Raw genomic sequence first — 16,305 nt, 5'->3', positions numbered from 1 at the left:
CTGTGGTGGTCGCCGCGTGGCGGTGCTTCTAAGCTTGTCGGCATGTTTTGAGCCATGGGCGCAAGACACTTTTTTCAAACGAGGAGCACGAGCCATGTCTCATCAAGAGCCTTCTTACCCGCTCGATCCGACGCGCCGCCATGCGCTGCTTGCGGGTGTTGGCGTTGCCACCGCCTTTGCTTTGCCGGCAGCGGCCGCAGCCACTCTGTCCAAGTCCCCTTCTCACACCACAGGAGCAACCATGATGAGCAATACCATCACCACCCAGGACGGCACGCAACTCTATTTCAAGGACTGGGGTCCTCGCGACGGCAAGCCCGTGGTCTTCAGCCACGGCTGGCCTCTGAACTCGGACAGCTGGGAAGCGCAGATGCTGTTCCTGGCCGAACACGGCTACCGCGTGATCGCCCATGACCGCCGCGGTCACGGCCGTTCCAGCCAGCCCTGGGGCGGCCATGAAATGAACACCTATGCCGACGACCTGGCGGCGGTGCTCGACAAGCTGGACATCAAGGGCGCAACCCTGCTGGGCTTCTCGACCGGCGGTGGCGAGGTGGCGCGCTATATCGGGCGCCACGGGAGCAAGCGCGTCGCCAAGGCCGGTCTGATCTCGGCGGTGCCGCCGCAGATGCTGAAGACGGCCACCAATCCCGGCGGTTTGCCGATGGAGGTGTTCGACGGTATTCGCGCCGGCGAGCGCGCCAACCGTGCCCAGCTCTACAAGGACATCGCCTCCGGCCCCTTCTTCGGCTTCAATCGTCCGGGCGCCAAGCTCTCGCAAGGCCTGGTCGACACGTTCTGGATGCAAGGGATGATGGCCAGCCACAAGGCCACCTTTGACTGCATCAAGGCCTTCTCGGAGACCGACTTCACCGAAGACCTGAAGAAGTTCGACATCCCGACGCTGGTGCTGCACGGCGACGATGACCAGATCGTTCCGATCGCCGCCGCCGCCCTGGCTGCAGCCAAGCTGATCAAGAACGCCAAGCTTGTTGTCTACCCCGGCGCACCGCATGGCCTGACCGACACCCACAAAGAAAAGCTGAACGCCGATCTGCTGGCCTTCCTGAAGAGCTGATCCTGTCCGCTGGTCCGCTCGTGTTCTTCTTTCTTCATCCTTGCCCTGTCTTAAAGGACTGCTGACATGCCCATTACCGCCACCCCTACCGCCGGCGCCAAGCTGCTGACGCCGACCGACCATGCGCTGATTCTGATCGACTTCCAGTCGCAGATGGCGTTCGCGACCAAGTCCATCGACGCGATCGCGCTGCGCAACAACGCGGCCCTGATCTCGCACGCCGCCGCCGGCTTCAAGGTGCCCACCATCCTGACCACCGTGGCCGAGAAGAGCTTCTCGGGCCCGATGTTCGACGAGATCACCGCCGCGTTTCCGGGCCAGACCCTGCTGGATCGCACCTCGATGAACACCTGGGAAGACGCCGCTGTCATTAGCCAGGTCAACGCGATCGGCAAGAGTCGCCTGGTGTTCGCCGGCCTGTGGACCTCGGTCTGCATCGTCGGCCCGACGCTGTCGGCGCTGGACCAGGGCTACGAGGTCTATGTGATCACCGATGCCTGCGGCGACGTCTCGGACGAGGCGCATGAGCGAGCGGTCGAGCGCATGGTCCAGGCCGGCGTGCGCCCGATGACCGCGTTGCAATACATGCTGGAACTGCAGCGCGACTGGGCACGCACCGAGACCTATGAACTGACCACCGGCATCGCCAAGAAGTTTGGCGGCGCCTATGGTCTGGGCATCATCTATGCCAAGTCCATGTTCGGCGCCCACGAAGGCTGATTGACGGAGTCTGCCCATGAAGCCCTATCTCTTGTCGCTGGCCATCGGCCTGCTGGTCGGCGTGATCTACGCGCTGTTCAATGTGCGCTCGCCGGCGCCCCCGGTGATCGCGCTGGTGGGGCTTCTGGGCATCTTGGTCGGCGAGCAGCTGCCGCCGCTGGTGAAGAAGTTGATGCAGACCGACTCCGCACCGGTCTCCTGGCTGCATCATCAGGTCAAGCCGCATATGTTCGGTGAGTTGCCGCGCTGTGCCGCCAAGGCCGAACACGGGGAGACCAAGCATGGCTGAGACCGCCGATCTGATCCTGCACCGCGGCCAATTCACGACACTGAACCGCGCCCAACCCACGGCCTCGGCGGTGGCCATCAAGGACGGCCGCTTCATGCGCGTCGGCGATGAGCAGGCCGTGATGGCCCTGGCCGGGCCGACGACCAGGCTCATCGATGTGGGCGGACGCCGGGTGCTACCGGGCCTGATCGACAACCATATCCACATCATCCGCGGCGGCCTGAATTTCAACCTGGAGCTGCGCTGGGACGGCGTGAAGAGCTTGGCCGACGCGATGGCCATGCTCAAGCGTCAGGTCGACATCACGCCGGCGCCGCAATGGGTGCGCGTTGTCGGCGGCTTCACCGAACACCAGTTCGCCGAGAAGCGCTTGCCGACCTTGGAGGAGCTGAACGCGGTGGCACCCGACACCCCCGTCTTCATCCTGCACCTCTACGACCGAGCGCTGCTCAACGGCGCCGCGCTGCGCGCCGTCGGCTACACACGCGACACGCCTGAACCGCCAGGCGGGCAGATCCTGCGCGACGGCGCCGGCAACCCGACGGGCCTGCTGCTGGCCAAACCGAATGCGTCCATCCTCTATGCGACCCTCGCCAAGGGCCCGAAGCTGCCCGTCGAGTACCAGCTGAACTCGACCCGGCATTTCATGCGTGAGCTCAACCGCCTGGGCGTGACCGGCGTCATCGATGCCGGCGGCGGCTTTCAGAACTATCCCTACGACTACCAGGTGATCCAGCAACTGGCCGATGCCGGCCAGCTGACGATTCGCCTGGCCTACAACCTGTTCACGCAAAAGCCCAAGCAGGAGAAGGCCGACTTCCTGAACTGGACCGCCAGCTCCAGCTACAAGCAGGGCGACGACTACTTCCGCCACAACGGTGCCGGCGAGATGCTGGTGTTTTCGGCCGCCGACTTCGAGGACTTCCGCCAACCGCGCCCGGACATGGGCGCTGAGATGGAAGGCGATCTCGACGGTGTGGTGCGCATCTTGGCCCAAAACCGCTGGCCCTGGCGCATGCATGCGACCTACGACGAGACCATCAGCCGCGCCCTCGATGTGTTCGAGCGCGTCAACCAGGATGTGCCGCTTGCCGGGCTGAACTGGTTCTTCGACCATGCCGAGACCATCTCTGAGCGCTCGATGGATCGTATCGCGGCGTTGGGCGGCGGCGTCGCGGTGCAGCACCGCATGGCCTACCAGGGCGAGTACTTCGTGGAGCGCTATGGCCCCGCTGCAGCCGAGGCCACGCCGCCGGTGGCCAAGATGTTGAGCAAAGGCATGAAGGTCTCGGCCGGCACCGATGCGACCCGCGTCGCCTCCTACAACCCCTGGGTGTCGCTGGCCTGGCTGATCACTGGCAAGACCGTTGGAGGCCTACAGCTGACACCGCAGCGCAACTGCTTGGACCGCGAGCAGGCCTTGCGGATGTGGACCGAGAACGTCACTTGGTTCTCCAACGAGGAGGGCAAGAAGGGCCGCATCGAGGAGGGCATGCTGGCCGATCTGCTGGTGCCGGACCGCGACTTCTTCGCTTGCGCCGAGAGCGAGATCGTCGACACCACCGCGCTGCTGACCGTGGTCGGCGGCAAGGTGGTCTACGGCGCCGGCCCCTTCACATCGCACGACGAAGCGACACTGCCGCCGGCGATGCCCGACTGGTCGCCGGTGCGCAGCTTCAAGGGCTACGGTGCCTGGGGTGAGCAGGAAGGCAAACCCTTGCAAGCAGTCATGCAACAGCAGGCCTGCGCCTGCGCCACCGCTTGCAATGTGCACGGTCACCAGCATGCCAAGTCATGGGCCAGCTCGGCGCCGGTGTCCGATTTCAAGAGTTTCTGGGGCGCGCTGGGCTGCGCCTGCTGGGCGGTGTGATGCTGACGGCGACACAGACGAACGGCCTCGCGTCGCGCTTACGCTGGTTTTGCCTGCTGCTGCTGTGCGCTGCCTATCTGCAGGGCGGCCTGGTCAAGGCTCTTGATTTCCCGGCCGCAGTCGGCGAGATGACGCATTTCGGCCTGCAGCCGGCGCCGCTGTTCGCGGTGGCGGTGATCGTGCTGGAGCTGGGCGCCGCCGCGCTGATCCTGACGGGCTGGGTGCGCTGGCTCGGCGCGCTGGCGCTGGCGGTCTTCACCGCCGCGGCCACCTTCATCGCCAACCGTTACTGGGAGGCCACCGGTCATGAGCGCTTCATGCTGATGAATGCCTTCTTCGAGCATTGGGGACTGGTCGGCGGTTTGCTGCTGGTGGCCTGGCATGACTGGCAGGAACGCCGTGGCTGAAGCGAACAAGCCCCTAAACTCAACGGGTAGCTTCGCGCCGCTGCGTCAGCCGGTTTTTGCTGTGCTGTGGATGGCCACGGTGCTGGGCAATATCGGCAGCTTCATGCGCGATGTCGCCAGCGCCTGGCTGATCACCGACTTGTCGGCCAGTCCGACCGCCGTCGCACTGATCCAGACCGCGGCGACGCTGCCGATTTTTTTGCTGGCTATTCCCGCCGGCGTGCTCTCTGACATCCTGGATCGGCGCCGCTTCCTGATCGGCGTGCAGCTGCTGCTGGGCGCCGTCAGCGCGACCCTGCTGACGCTGTCCTGGCTCGGCCTGCAGTCGGTTGGCTCGCTGATCGCGCTGACCTTTGTCGGCGGCATCGGTGCGGCGCTGATGGGGCCGACCTGGCAGTCCATCGTGCCCGAACTGGTGCCGCGTGCTGACCTGAAGAATGCGGTGGCGCTGAACTCGTTGGGCGTCAATATCGCACGCGCCATTGGGCCGGCGGCTGGTGGCCTGATCCTCGCGAGTTTTGGCGCGGCGCTGACGTACGGCGTTGATGTGCTGAGCTATGTCTTCGTGATCGCCGCGCTGCTGTGGTGGCGCCGGCCGGCCCCGACCGAGACGGCACTGTCGGAGGACTTTCTGAGTGCCTTCCGTGCTGGTCTGCGCTACACCCGGGCCAGCCCAGAGCTGCATACGGTGTTGCTGCGCGCTGCGGTGTTTTTCCTGTTTGCCAGCGCGGTGTGGGCCTTGCTGCCCCTGGTGGCACGCCAGATGCTGGGCGGCACGGCAGGCTTCTATGGCCTGATGCTTGGCGCGGTGGGGGCTGGCGCCATCCTCGGCGCAGTCGTGATGCCATGGCTGCGTCAGCGGCTCGATGTCGATGGTCTGGTGCTGCTGGCCTCGCTGCTGGCTGCGGTCGTGATGGCGAGCCTGGTGGTGGCACCGCCGCGCTGGGCCGCAGTGGTGCTGATGATGACCCTGGGTCTGGGCTGGATCATCGCGCTGACCACGCTCAACGGCGTGGCACAGGCCATCTTGCCGAACTGGGTTCGAGGTCGGGGCCTGGCCGTCTACCTGACGGTGTTCAACGGCGCGATGGCTGCCGGCAGCTTGGGATGGGGCCTCATCGCTCAGCAGATCGGCGTGCCGGCCACGCTGGCGGCCGGGGCCGTGGGGCTGACCGTGGTCGCACTGATTTTTCACCGCATTAAGCTGCCTGCCGGCGAAGCCGATCTGCAGCCCGCCAATCATTGGCCCGAGCCGCTGCTGGCCGAGCCGGTGGCGCATGACCGCGGGCCGGTGATGGTGCAAATCGAGTACCGGGTTCGCCACGATGACCGCAAGGCCTTCCTGTTGGCGCTCAAGCACCTGGCCATCGAACGCCGGCGCGACGGCGCCTATGCCTGGGGCATCACCGAGCACACGGCCGAGCCGGAGCGTCTGATGGAGTGGTTTCTGGTCGAGTCCTGGGCCGAGCACCTACGCCAGCATCACCGTGTATCGCAGGCTGATGCGGACCTGCAGGGCGAGGCGTTGAAGTTCCATATCGGCCCGGACAGGCCAGTGGTGCATCATTTCCTGGCGTTGTGACGCCGATCAGCCAGCATTGATTCGCAGCCAGGTCGTCTTCAGTTCGGTGTACTTATCGAGAGCGTGGAGCGACTTGTCGCGGCCGTTGCCGCTTTGCTTGTAGCCGCCGAAGGGCACGGTGATGTCGTCCTCGTCGTACTGGTTAACGTGGACGGTGCCGGCCCTCAGCGCGCGGGCAACGCGGTGGGCGCGGTCGATGTGCGAGCTCCAGACGCTTGCCTGCAGGCCGTAGGCGCTGGTGTTCGCCTGTTTGACGGCATCGGCCTCGTCCTTAAAGCGCAGCACGCTCATCACCGGGCCGAATATCTCTTCGCGGGCGATCTTCATCTGGTTGGTCGCGCCGTCGAACACGGTAGGCTCGACATAGAAGCCGCCGCTGTCGCTGCGCGCCTGGCGACCGCCGACGATGGCGCGGGCTCCTTCGGATTTGCCGGACTCGATATAGCCCAGCACAGTTTTGAGCTGCGTCTCATCGACGATCGCGCCCATCACGGTGCCGGCGTCCAACGGGTCGCCAGGCTGGTATCTGGGCGCCTGCGCTGCGACCAGCTCAACGAATTGATCGGCGATGCTCTCATGCACCAGCACGCGCGAGGGTGCGTTGCAGCTCTCGCCCTGGTTGAAGAACATGGCGCCGGCCACGGTTTTGGCGGCGCGGGCGATATCGTCGAAATCGGGGAAGACGATGAAGGCCGACTTGCCGCCCAGCTCGTTGTAGACCCGCTTCAGATTGGAGCGGCCAGCGTACTCCAGCATCTTGCGGCCGACCCGGGTCGAGCCGGTGAAGCCCACCGCATCGACCTGCATATGCAGGGCTAGCGCCTCGCCGGCCTCATGGCCGTAGCCAGGCACGACGTTGAGCACCCCCTCGGGCAGGCCGGCGGCCAGCGCGAGCTCGGCCAGGCGCAGCGCTGTCAGGGGCGACTTTTCGCTGGGCTTGAGCACCACCGAGTTGCCGGCCGCCAAGGCCGGGCCTAGCTTCCAGGCTGCCATGATCATCGGGTAGTTCCAGGGCACGATGGCGCCGATCACGCCCATGGCCTCGCGCTGTATCAAGGCCAACGCGTTCGGCCCGGTCGGTGCGATCTCGTCATAGACCTTGTCGATGGCTTCTGCATACCAGGCGATGCAGCGCGCTGCGGCCGGCACGTCGACCGCGAGTGCGTACTGGATCGGCTTGCCCATGTCCAGCGTCTCCAAGAGGGCCAGTTCGTCCCGGCTCGCCAGAATGGCTTCGGCGAAGCGCAGCAGCACTTTTTTGCGTGCGGCCGGTGGCCGGGCGGACCAGCGGCCATCGTCGAAGGCGGCGCGGGCGCTGGCGACGGCGGCATCGATATCGGCAGCCTGGCCGCGCGCGATCGCACCGAGCAGCCGGCCATCGATCGGCGAATGCTTGGCGAAGGTCTCGCCGCTGGCGCTGCCGACACGTTGTCCGGCGATGAAGGCGCGGCCGTCGATGCTTTGCTCGAGCGCGCGTTGATGCCAGGTCGTATTTGTCATGTCATTCTCTTTCACAGCCAGCCGCGCCGGCTCAGTTCGTCCAGGGTCAGGTCCAGGCAACGCCGGATCAGACCCATCATCTCGTCGATCTGCGTCAGCGTCGTCACCAGCGGTGGCGCGACGATCATGCGGTCGCCGACCGCGCGCATGATCAGGCCGTTGCCGAAGCAGTGGGCGCGGCAGAGCATGCCCACGCCCAGCTCGGGTGCAAAGGTCTGCAGCGTGGTCTTGTTCCTGACCAACTGCAGCGCGCCCATCAGGCCGCAGCTCTGCGCCTCGCCGACCAGCGGGTGTTGTTCGGCCAGCTTGGCAAACTGCTCGGCTAGATAGGGGCCGCTGCTGGCCTGTACATGTTTGACCAGATTGAGCTGGCGCAGCAGCCTGATATTGGCCACCGCCACCGCGCAGGCGGTCGGGTGACCCGAGTAGGTGAAGCCGTGCTCGAACTCGCCGCCCTGATCGATCAGCACTCGTGCGATCCGCTCGCCCACCATCACGCCACCCAGAGGGATATAGCCCGAGGTCACGCCCTTGGCGAAGGTCATCAGGTCGGGCGTGAAGCCCTGCGTCTCGCAGCCAAACCAGGCGCCGGTGCGACCGAAGCCGCAGATCACCTCGTCGCTGACCAGCAGCACGCCATACTGGTCGCAGATGCGCTGGATCTCGGGCCAATAGCTGGCTGGCGGCACGATCACACCGCCGGCGCCCTGGACCGGCTCCCCGATGAAGGCGGCGACGTTCTCCGGCCCCAGCGCGAGCAGCTTGGCTTCGAGCCAGCGTGCGGCGGTGAGGCCGAAGTCCTCGCGACTTTGCTCGCGGCCCAGCGCGAACCAGTGCGGCTGCTCGATATGCGCGATGCCCGGTATCGGCAGCCCGCCCTGCGCATGCATGCCGCTCATGCCGCCCAGCGAGGCGCCGGCCATTGTCGAGCCGTGATAGCCGTTGATGCGGCCGATCACGGTCTGGCGCTGCGGCTGGCCCAGTATGTCCCAGTAGCGGCGCACCATGCGCAGCACCGTGTCATTGCCCTCTGAGCCGGAGCCGGTGAAGAACACATGCTGGAACTGCGGCGGCGTCACTTCGGCCAGCAGCTCAGCCAGCTCAATGGCGGGCGGCGTCGCCGTCTGGAAAAAGGCGTTGTAGAAGGGCAACTCCCTCATCTGGCGGGCGGCGGCATCGACCAGGGACGGCTGACCGTAGCCCACATTGACGCACCACAGCCCGCTCATCGCATCAAGGATCTTGTGGCCCTCGCTGTCCCACAGGTAGATGTTGTCTGCCCGATCGATGATGCGCGAGCCCTTGGTGGCCAGGCTCTTGAAGTCGGTGAAGGGATGGAGGAAATGTGCGGCATCTGCGCGTTGCCACTCGCTGGTGCTACGGCGCTCGATCAATGCGGCTTGTTGATGGGTCTGGCTCATCGCGGGTCCTCCTCAGACGTGCAGCAACAGATGCTCACGCTCCCAGGGCGAGATCACCTTCATGAACTCGGCATATTCGATCTCCTTGATCTCCGAATAGACGGTGATGAAGGACTCGCCGAGCACGGCTGCCAGCTCCTTGTCGGCCCGCAGCAGGGCCAGGGCCTCGCCCAGGCTGCGCGGCAACTGGTAGTCGCCCAGATAGGCATCGCCCTTGCATTCTGCCGTCGGCTCGATGCGGTTCTTGATGCCCAGGTAGCCGCAAGCCAGGGTCGCTGCATGGGCCACGTAGGGGTTGGCATCGGCGCCGATCACGCGGTTCTCGATGCGCCGCGCAGCTGGCGGCGCCAGTGGCGCACGGATGCCGACGGTGCGGTTGTCTGTGCCCCACTGGATATTGATCGGCGCTGCGGTGTGGCGGGCCAGGCGGCGGTAGCTGTTGACATAGGGAGCGAACAACGCCATTGCGGCCGGGATGTGTTTCTGCAGACCGCCGATGTACCAAAAGAACTCGCGGCTGGGCGTGCCGTCTTCGTTGCTGAACAGGTTGCGACCGGTGCGCTTGTCGACCAGGCTCTGGTGCACATGCATCGCGCTGCCCGGCTCGCCGGCGATCGGCTTGGCCATGAAGGTGGCAAACATATTGTGGCGCAGCGCCGCCTCGCGCACCGTACGCTTGAAGAAGAAGACCTCATCGGCCAGGCCCAGCGGGTGGGCATGGAAGAAGTTGATCTCCATCTGGCCGGCTCCGATTTCGTGGATCAGGGTGTCGACATTGAGCTGCATCTTCTGGCAGTAGTCGTAGACATCCTCAAACAGCGGGTCGAACTCGTTGACTGCGTCGATCGAGTAGGCCTGGCGCGAGGTCTCTGCGCGGCCGCTGCGGCCCACCGGTGGCTTCAGGGGCTGGTCGGGGTCGCTGTTGCGGGCTACCAGGTAAAACTCCAGCTCGGGGGCAACTACCGGCTCCCAGCCCTCGTCGTCGAACAGGCCGCACACCCGGCGCAGTACTGAGCGCGGCGCGAAGGGCACGAGTTGGCCGTGGCGGTCGAAGCAGTCGTGGATGATTTGCGCGGTCGGATCGCTGGCCCAGGGCACGAGGCGGGCGGTGGTGGGATCGGCGCGCAGATGCATGTCCCGGTCGTTCGGGCTGATCACATCGTAGTAAGGGCCTTCCTCGGGGAACTCGCCGGTGACGCCCATCGCGACCACGGCCTCGGGCAGGCGCATGCCGCGGTCCTCGGTGAACTTCTCGCGCGGCAGGATCTTGCCGCGCGCCACGCCGGTCAGATCGGGCACCAGGCACTCGATCTCGGTGACCCCGTGCTCGCGGAACCATTGCTCCAGCTCGCTGAATGTGAACTTGTCTCGCACCACCATGCTGCACCTCCTCGATTGATTGACTCGGCAGGTTGGTCTGCGGCGCTCCTAGGTCCGCCCGTTATTGACCTTTTTGCCGTGGTATTCGCGACAGGCCTGTCCGAAGGCCTGCAGCAGACGTTGGGAAATCGGATTGCTGTGCGCCAGCCACTCGGGATGCCATTGCACGCACAGCGAGAAGCCCGGCGCATCGGCCACCGTGAAGGCCTCGACCAGGCCGTCCTCGGCCAGGGCCTCGACGCGCAAACCCGGTGCCAAGCGCTTGATGCCCTGACCATGCAGCGAGTTGACCTCGATGGACGCGATCGACCCCAGGATCGCAGCCAGCTGGCCGCCGGGCAGGACCTGAACCGGGTGGGCGCTGGCGTACTGGATCTCGGGTGGCTGGCCCTTGACAGCGCGGTGGTCCTGCAGGCCTGGCTGCTCTTGTACGGCCTGGTGCAGGCTGCCGCCCAGCGCCACATTGGCCTCCTGGAAACCGCGGCAGATACCCAGCAGCGGCAGGCCCCGGGCCAGGGCCTTGGGGATCAGCGGCAGTGTCCAGGTATCGCGCAGCGGATCCAGCGGCAAGCTCTCGTCGTGCACGGTCTCGCCGAAATGGCTGGGGTGGACATTGCTCTGCGAGCCGGTCAGCAGCAGCCCGTCGGCCAGGGCCAGCAGTTCGTCAAGCTCGTCGGGCGTGCTGGCCGGCACGATCAGCGGCAGGCAGCCGGCAAGGCGCACCGCGTCAATGTATTTCTTGCCGGCCATCTGAAAGGGGTGCTCGCCCATCATGCGGTTGCAGGCCGGCACCAGCACCACGGGCTTACGGGAAGACAAGGTCATAAACACAAAGGGCCACCGAAGTGACCCCATCATGCCCTGTTTCAAGCCGCCCGTTTCAAGGCGCCACGCAATGTGTCGACGATCTGGTCGATATGGCTGCGCTCGATGATCAGCGGTGGCGACAGCGCGATGGTGTCGCCAGTCGTGCGTATCAGCAGGCCCTTCTCATAGCAGTCCAGGAAGATGTTGAAGGCGCGCTTGGCCGGCTCGCCCGGCAGGGGCGCCAGCTCGATGCCGCCGACCAGGCCGATATTGCGGATGTCGATCACGTTGGGCTCGTTCTTCAGCGCATGCAAGCTCTCGGCGAAGTAGCCCTGCAGCTCAGCCGCGCGCGTCAGCAGTCCCTCGTCGGCATAGGTGTCCAGCGTGCCCAGCGCGGCGGCACAGGCCAGCGGGTGGGCTGAGTAGGTGTAGCCGTGGAAGAACTCGATCAGGTGCTCGGGTCCGTTCATGAAGGCGTCATGGATGTGCTGCTTGGCGAACACCGCGCCCATCGGCACGCAGCCGTTGGTCAGGCCCTTGGCCACCGTCATCAGGTCCGGCGTGACGCCAAAGGTCTGTGCGCCGAATGGGTTGCCGGTGCGGCCGAAGCCGGTGATGACCTCGTCGAAGATCAAGAGGATGCCGTGCTTGTCGCAGATCTCGCGCAAGCGCTGTAGATAGCCCTGCGGCGGGATCAGCACCCCAGTGGAGCCCGCGACCGGCTCAACAATGACGGCGGCGATGGTGCTGGCGTCATGCAGCGCGATCAGGCGTTCCAGGTCGTCGGCGAACTCGGCGCCATGGGCCGGTTGGCCCAGTGAGAAGGCGTTGCGCGCGTGGTCATGGGTGTGGCGAATATGGTCGACGCCGCTGAGCAGGGTGCCGAACATCTTGCGGTTGGCCACCATGCCGCCGACGGAGATGCCACCGAAGTTGACGCCGTGATAGCCGCGCTCGCGGCCGATCAAGCGGGTGCGCGCGCCCTCGCCACGCACCCGGTGGTAGGCCAGGGCCATCTTCAGTGCCGTTTCGACCGACTCCGACCCCGAGTTCGTGAAGAAGACCTTGTTGAGCCCGGCAGGGGTCAGCACTGCCAAGCGCTCGGCCAGCTCGAAGGCCTTGGGGTGGGCCATCTGGAAGGGTGGGGCGAAGTCCAGTTCGGCCGCCTGCTGCTGGATGGCCTGGACAATCTTGGGCCGGTTGTGGCCGGCGTTGACGCACCAAAGGCCGGCAATGCCGTCCAGGATCTGGCGGCCCTTGTCGTCCGTGAAGTACATCCCGTCAGCGCGGGTCAGCAGGCGCGGCGCTTTCTTGAACTGGCGGTTCGCGGTGAACGGCATCCAGTAGGCGTCCATTGCGGGATCGGTGGTGTGGTCGGACATGGCAGGGCTCCTTGAATGCCGACCAGTCTAGACAGGGCCTCGCGCAATGTGCAGGCGCAATGGCTTGGCGTTAACCCGAGTTTTTGCATCTTCGTGCGATCATCAGAGGATCAAACCGCAGGAAATTCGAACGATGGGCTCGGAAGTGCAACTGGATGCGATTGACCGTGCCATCCTCAGGGAGCTGCAGCAGGACGGCCGGCGCTCCAATGTGGAGCTGGCGCAGCGGGTGCACCTGTCGCCGTCGGCGTGTCTACGCCGGGTCAAGCAGCTGGAGGATGCGGGGGTGATTGCCGGCTATGTGGCTCTGGTCAATCCGAAGGCGGTGGGCAAGCCCGGTACCAGCTACACCATCATCAATCTGGAGCGAATGACACCTCAAGCGCTGGGAGCCTTCGAGCAGGCGGTGCGCGACGTGCCGGAGATCCTCGATTGCTTTTACGTGGCCGGCACGAATGACTATCTCTTGCGCTTTGCCTACAAGGATGCCGAAGATCTGGAGCGCCTGCACAGCGATGTGCTGATGCATCTGCCCGGGGTGGCGCGCTCTAATTCGATGCTGGTGCTGCGAACCGTCAAGAAGACGACGGCGTTCGAACTCTAGCGGGCGTGGCAGCCGCTCGATCAGGCGCCCAGCAGAGCCAGCAGCGAGGTGGCGCCGAACAGGGCCAGCAGAGCAGCGAAAGCATAGGTCTCGATGCGGCCGCTGGATGCGCTGGCGGAATCGGCCAGCAGATAGGCGTTGTTGTGGCTCAGCGAAATATTAGCGTTGGTCATGATTTGAGTCTCCGTTGCCATTCAAGTGAATGACTTCAGGAGCGATTCTGGCATGACTAAGTGAAAACCCTGTGAAAAACCTAAGGGTTTTCGCTAATAAACACCGGTTTCCGGGTCCTCAGCAGCGGCAGCAGCTGGATCGCCAGCATGCTGGCCAGGATGAGGCCGCAGCCCAGCAGGCCGGCCTCACCCAGCCGGTCGCCCATCAACAGATAGCCAAACAGCGCCGCAAACAGCGTTTCGGACGAGAGGATGATGGCGGCATCGGCCGCATGAGCATAGCGCTGGGCCACCACCTGGGCGGTGAAGGCCACGCCGACCGAAAGAACGCCAGTGTAGGCAATCGGCAGTGCAGCAGCTTGCAGACCCGCCCAGCTCAGCGGCTCGAACAGCAAGGCCCAGGCCAGCGCAAGCAGACCACAGACAACAAACTGCCCGCAGGCCACCAGGAAGGGGGCGTTCATGCGGTCGGCCACCCGGCCAACCAGCAACACATGGAGGGCCCAGGGCATGGCGGAGGCAATGATCCAGCTGTCCCCCAGGCTGACCTGCAGGGTATGAGCCCCCGAAAGCAAAAAGGCGCCCACCAGGCAGGCCAGCGCGCCGGGCCAGACCGACCAGTGCGGCAACTGGCGCAGCAGCAGCCAGCCGAGCACCGGCACCAGGGGCACATACAGCGCCGTCAGGAAGCCGGCATTGGTGACCGTGGTGCTGACGATGCCGATCTGCTGCATCGCTGCGCCCAGCAGCAGCAAGCAGCCCAGCCCGCCGATCTTCAGCCCGTCGACCGGCTGTAGGGGCCTTGCCTGGCGCTGCAGGCCCTGCCACTCGCGCCAGGCCAGCGGGGCCACGACCAGGGCGCCGATCAGGAAGCGCACGCCGGTGAAGGCCATCGGCCCGATATCAGCCATGCCATGGCTTTGCGCGACAAAGGCCGAACCCCAGATCAGGGCGATAAGAACGAGCAGGAGATTGGCTTGGACACGGGACACAGCAAGGACGGCGGGCGCAAAAATGAGCAAGGGCGGGATGATAAGTCCCGCCCTTGCTTCTCGATCACAGACAAGGCGTTCGCCAGGCCGCCCCAAGAACGACTTGCGCCCCCCGGGGAAGCGCTCGCGTTCTCGCGGGTGGGGCGGCTACTTACTCGTCACGGCCACCGAAGATGCCCAGCAGGGCCAGCAGCGACTGGAACACGTTGTAGATGCTCAGGTACACGCCCAGGGTAGCGGTGATGTAGTTGGTTTCCAGGCCGTCCTGCACGCGCTTGAGGTCATACAGGATGAATGCCGAGAAGATGCCGATCGCCAGCACCGACAGTGTGATCATCAGCGCGCTGGATTGCAGGAAGATGTTGGCGATGCCGGCCACCAGCAACATGATCATGCCGATGAAGAGGAACTTGCCCATCGAACTCAGGTCACGCTTGATCACCGAGGACAGCGAGGCCATGCCCAGGAAGATCGCCCCAGTGCCGGCGAAGGCGGTCATGATCAGGCTGGCACCATTGGCCAGGCCCAGCACCGTGCCGACCAGTCGCGACAGCATCACGCCCATGAAGAAGGTGAAAGCCAGCAGCATGGGCACGCCAGCAGCCGAGTTCTTGGTTTTCTCGATCGCATACATGAAGCCGAAGGCGCCGGCCATGAAGACGATCAGGCTGACCATCGGCGACATCGCGCGAGCGATACCGGTGCTGACGCCCAGCCAGGCGCCCAGCACGGTAGGCACCATGGACAGGGCGAGCAGCCAGTAGGTGTTGCGCAACACGCGGTTGCGTTCAACGCTGACTGCCGTGCCGCCGGTGGCGGTGGCGTAGTGGTTCAGGTTTTGGTTCATGACAGCTCCTTGGAGTGGGAATGAGAGAGGGATTCGGGCTTGGCAAGCGCCTGGCGCTTGCTGCGGGCCCGGATATTCAGGGCTTCGACCGCCAGCGAGAAGCACATCGCGGCGTAGATATAGCCCTTGGGAATTTCTTGATCGAAGGCTTCGGCGGTCAGCGCCATGCCGACCATGACGAGGAAGGCCAGTGCCAGCACCTTGACTGAGGGGTGACGGTCGACGAAGTCGCCGATCGGCTTGGCCGCCACCAGCATCACGCCGACCGAGGTGACTACGGCGGCCACCATCACGCCGATCTGGTCGACCATACCGACCGCGGTGATCACCGAGTCCAGCGAGAACACGATGTCGATGATGGCGATCTGGCCGATGATGGCCCAGAACAGACGCTGGCCGGCGGCCTTCATCTCGGCCGTCTCGGTGACAGGCGGGCCGTCCTGCTCATGTGCCTCGACCTCGACAAAGATCTCGTGCGAGGCCTTGTAGAGCAGGAACAGGCCACCGAACAGCAGCACCAGGTCGCGCCCGCTGATGCCTTGGCCCAGCACCGTGAACAGATCGGCCGTCAGCCCCATCACCCAGCTCAGCGTGAACAGCAAAGCCAGGCGCGACACCATCGCAAAACCCAGGCCCAGGCGGCGTGCCTTGTCGCGCATATGCGGCGGAAGGCGGCCGACCAGGATGGAGATGAAGATGATGTTGTCGATGCCAAGGACAATCTCCAGGGCGGTCAGCATCGCGAAGGCGATCCAGATATTGGGGTCGAGAAGAATGTCCATGGCCGGGGTCCGATGGCGGCCAGCTTCGAGGGCTGGTCGCGCCGAGTGAGTTCAGTAGTGAGAGAGAGGTATGGTGCAAGGGCGTGCAGGGTTCGACCTGGCCCGAGCCGGGCTCAGGCGTGCAGGGCTGCCGCGCGGGGGGGGCGTTGCGGCCCCTTCAGAAAGGGCGGGGGCATCACGATCGCGCTCTGGCTTGGCGGTGTCACGTCGATCCGGTCCTCGGATCCAAGCGGACGGGGGCCGTCGAACAGCTCGGGGATCTCCAGCGCGCCGTCCATGGGCAGATGCTCGGCGACCGCGCCAGCGGGTGTGCTCGGGCCGGACGGCTCTGAGCCATCGCACCAAGCCTGTTGCTCGCCCAGACTGGTCTGCACCTGTCCCGACGCGGGCGCAAGTGCAAGGACGAGCATCACAGCGGTGAGGATGGCAAGAATCCAGCGAGGCATACAAACGCTAGTGTACTTGCCTGTG

Annotated in this window: 17 protein-coding genes; 7 read left to right on the top strand and 10 right to left on the bottom strand. The window is 65.1% G+C overall.

The features are described from left to right. The first annotated feature begins 94 nt into the window (after nt 1-94). The 6 genes from OOZ63_RS08615 to OOZ63_RS08590 all read left to right on the top strand — a co-directional run bounded on the left by OOZ63_RS08615 (nt 95) and on the right by OOZ63_RS08590 (nt 5,946). Nucleotides 95-1,078: an alpha/beta fold hydrolase gene (locus OOZ63_RS08615; RefSeq protein WP_266005019.1), complete on the top strand. Its 984-nt coding sequence runs from the start codon at nt 95-97 to the stop codon at nt 1,076-1,078. A 66-nt stretch (nt 1,079-1,144) separates the two neighbouring features. Beyond that, nucleotides 1,145-1,798: a hydrolase gene (locus OOZ63_RS08610; protein ID WP_266005018.1), complete on the top strand. Its 654-nt coding sequence runs from the start codon at nt 1,145-1,147 to the stop codon at nt 1,796-1,798. A gap of 16 nt (nt 1,799-1,814) precedes the next feature. Beyond that, a complete protein-coding gene (locus OOZ63_RS08605) occupies nt 1,815-2,087 on the top strand; it encodes a XapX domain-containing protein (protein ID WP_266005017.1) in 273 nt (90 codons plus the stop codon). Next, nucleotides 2,080-3,957, top strand: coding sequence for an amidohydrolase (locus tag OOZ63_RS08600; RefSeq protein ID WP_266005016.1), 1,878 nt, complete (start codon nt 2,080-2,082; stop codon nt 3,955-3,957). The genes OOZ63_RS08605 and OOZ63_RS08600 overlap by 8 nt, the downstream gene beginning before the upstream one ends. Continuing rightward, nucleotides 3,957-4,364 (top strand): DoxX family protein, encoded by a 408-nt coding sequence (locus tag OOZ63_RS08595; protein WP_266005014.1) that lies wholly within the window; start codon nt 3,957-3,959, stop codon nt 4,362-4,364. The genes OOZ63_RS08600 and OOZ63_RS08595 overlap by 1 nt, the downstream gene beginning before the upstream one ends. After that, entirely contained in the window at nt 4,339-5,946 is a 1,608-nt protein-coding gene (locus OOZ63_RS08590) for an MFS transporter (RefSeq protein WP_416234707.1), read from the top strand. The genes OOZ63_RS08595 and OOZ63_RS08590 overlap by 26 nt, the downstream gene beginning before the upstream one ends. A 6-nt stretch (nt 5,947-5,952) precedes the next feature. Here OOZ63_RS08590 and OOZ63_RS08585 read toward each other — a convergent pair whose 3' ends face one another. Genes OOZ63_RS08585 through OOZ63_RS08565 form a run of 5 tightly spaced genes read right to left on the bottom strand, consistent with a single transcriptional unit; the run spans nt 5,953 to nt 12,436 of the window. Then, entirely contained in the window at nt 5,953-7,446 is a 1,494-nt protein-coding gene (locus OOZ63_RS08585; protein WP_266005012.1) for an aldehyde dehydrogenase, read from the bottom strand. 11 nt (nt 7,447-7,457) lie between these two features. Next, nucleotides 7,458-8,867: an aspartate aminotransferase family protein gene (locus OOZ63_RS08580; RefSeq protein ID WP_266005011.1), complete on the bottom strand. Its 1,410-nt coding sequence runs from the start codon at nt 8,865-8,867 to the stop codon at nt 7,458-7,460. 12 nt (nt 8,868-8,879) lie between these two features. Beyond that, complete coding sequence (locus tag OOZ63_RS08575) at nt 8,880-10,247, bottom strand: glutamine synthetase family protein (protein WP_266005010.1); 1,368 nt, start codon at nt 10,245-10,247, stop codon at nt 8,880-8,882. A gap of 48 nt (nt 10,248-10,295) precedes the next feature. Next, nucleotides 10,296-11,072: a gamma-glutamyl-gamma-aminobutyrate hydrolase family protein gene (locus OOZ63_RS08570; protein WP_266005008.1), complete on the bottom strand. Its 777-nt coding sequence runs from the start codon at nt 11,070-11,072 to the stop codon at nt 10,296-10,298. Between the two features lie 41 nt (nt 11,073-11,113). Next, on the bottom strand, nt 11,114-12,436 hold the full coding sequence (locus OOZ63_RS08565) for an aspartate aminotransferase family protein (protein ID WP_266005006.1): 1,323 nt from the start codon (nt 12,434-12,436) through the stop codon (nt 11,114-11,116). Between the two features lie 133 nt (nt 12,437-12,569). On the opposite strand from OOZ63_RS08565, the gene OOZ63_RS08560 reads away from it, so the two are divergent. Then, nucleotides 12,570-13,040, top strand: coding sequence for an Lrp/AsnC family transcriptional regulator (locus OOZ63_RS08560; RefSeq protein ID WP_137945008.1), 471 nt, complete (start codon nt 12,570-12,572; stop codon nt 13,038-13,040). 20 nt (nt 13,041-13,060) lie between these two features. Here OOZ63_RS08560 and OOZ63_RS08555 read toward each other — a convergent pair whose 3' ends face one another. The 5 genes from OOZ63_RS08555 to OOZ63_RS08535 form a co-directional block, all read right to left on the bottom strand. Then, entirely contained in the window at nt 13,061-13,213 is a 153-nt protein-coding gene (locus tag OOZ63_RS08555) for a hypothetical protein (RefSeq protein WP_171018425.1), read from the bottom strand. A gap of 80 nt (nt 13,214-13,293) precedes the next feature. Continuing rightward, nucleotides 13,294-14,205: a DMT family transporter gene (locus OOZ63_RS08550; RefSeq protein ID WP_266005004.1), complete on the bottom strand. Its 912-nt coding sequence runs from the start codon at nt 14,203-14,205 to the stop codon at nt 13,294-13,296. Nucleotides 14,206-14,356: 151 nt separating this feature from the next. After that, the gene (locus OOZ63_RS08545; RefSeq protein WP_137945010.1) at nt 14,357-15,052 is read right to left on the bottom strand and encodes a Bax inhibitor-1/YccA family protein; all 696 of its coding nucleotides are present in this window, start codon (nt 15,050-15,052) and stop codon (nt 14,357-14,359) included. Further along, on the bottom strand, nt 15,049-15,834 hold the full coding sequence (locus OOZ63_RS08540; RefSeq protein ID WP_266005002.1) for a TerC family protein: 786 nt from the start codon (nt 15,832-15,834) through the stop codon (nt 15,049-15,051). Before OOZ63_RS08540 ends, OOZ63_RS08545 begins: the two co-directional genes overlap by 4 nt. 113 nt (nt 15,835-15,947) lie before the next feature. Continuing rightward, nucleotides 15,948-16,280, bottom strand: coding sequence for a hypothetical protein (locus OOZ63_RS08535; protein WP_266005001.1), 333 nt, complete (start codon nt 16,278-16,280; stop codon nt 15,948-15,950). Nucleotides 16,281-16,305: the final 25 nt, after the last annotated feature.

The sequence above is a fragment of the Paucibacter sp. PLA-PC-4 genome (assembly GCF_026241155.1).
GTDB lineage: Bacteria > Pseudomonadota > Gammaproteobacteria > Burkholderiales > Burkholderiaceae_C > Roseateles_E.
Note: the sequence above shows the minus strand (reverse complement) of the source record. Positions and strands in the feature narration are given on the sequence as shown.

Bases quoted from the DNA above. Each gene is read 5' to 3' on its own strand.
- OOZ63_RS08615 (WP_266005019.1), top strand. From the start codon at position 95: ATGTCTCATCAAGAGCCTTCTTACCCGCTCGATCCGACGCGCCGCCAT.
- OOZ63_RS08610 (WP_266005018.1), top strand. From the start codon at position 1,145: ATGCCCATTACCGCCACCCCTACCGCCGGCGCCAAGCTGCTGACGCCG.
- OOZ63_RS08605 (WP_266005017.1), top strand. From the start codon at position 1,815: ATGAAGCCCTATCTCTTGTCGCTGGCCATCGGCCTGCTGGTCGGCGTG.
- OOZ63_RS08600 (WP_266005016.1), top strand. From the start codon at position 2,080: ATGGCTGAGACCGCCGATCTGATCCTGCACCGCGGCCAATTCACGACA.
- OOZ63_RS08595 (WP_266005014.1), top strand. From the start codon at position 3,957: ATGCTGACGGCGACACAGACGAACGGCCTCGCGTCGCGCTTACGCTGG.
- OOZ63_RS08590 (WP_416234707.1), top strand. From the start codon at position 4,339: ATGACTGGCAGGAACGCCGTGGCTGAAGCGAACAAGCCCCTAAACTCA.
- OOZ63_RS08585 (WP_266005012.1), bottom strand. From the start codon at position 7,446: ATGACAAATACGACCTGGCATCAACGCGCGCTCGAGCAAAGCATCGAC.
- OOZ63_RS08580 (WP_266005011.1), bottom strand. From the start codon at position 8,867: ATGAGCCAGACCCATCAACAAGCCGCATTGATCGAGCGCCGTAGCACC.
- OOZ63_RS08575 (WP_266005010.1), bottom strand. From the start codon at position 10,247: ATGGTGGTGCGAGACAAGTTCACATTCAGCGAGCTGGAGCAATGGTTC.
- OOZ63_RS08570 (WP_266005008.1), bottom strand. From the start codon at position 11,072: ATGACCTTGTCTTCCCGTAAGCCCGTGGTGCTGGTGCCGGCCTGCAAC.
- OOZ63_RS08565 (WP_266005006.1), bottom strand. From the start codon at position 12,436: ATGTCCGACCACACCACCGATCCCGCAATGGACGCCTACTGGATGCCG.
- OOZ63_RS08560 (WP_137945008.1), top strand. From the start codon at position 12,570: ATGGGCTCGGAAGTGCAACTGGATGCGATTGACCGTGCCATCCTCAGG.
- OOZ63_RS08555 (WP_171018425.1), bottom strand. From the start codon at position 13,213: ATGACCAACGCTAATATTTCGCTGAGCCACAACAACGCCTATCTGCTG.
- OOZ63_RS08545 (WP_137945010.1), bottom strand. From the start codon at position 15,052: ATGAACCAAAACCTGAACCACTACGCCACCGCCACCGGCGGCACGGCA.
- OOZ63_RS08540 (WP_266005002.1), bottom strand. From the start codon at position 15,834: ATGGACATTCTTCTCGACCCCAATATCTGGATCGCCTTCGCGATGCTG.
- OOZ63_RS08535 (WP_266005001.1), bottom strand. From the start codon at position 16,280: ATGCCTCGCTGGATTCTTGCCATCCTCACCGCTGTGATGCTCGTCCTT.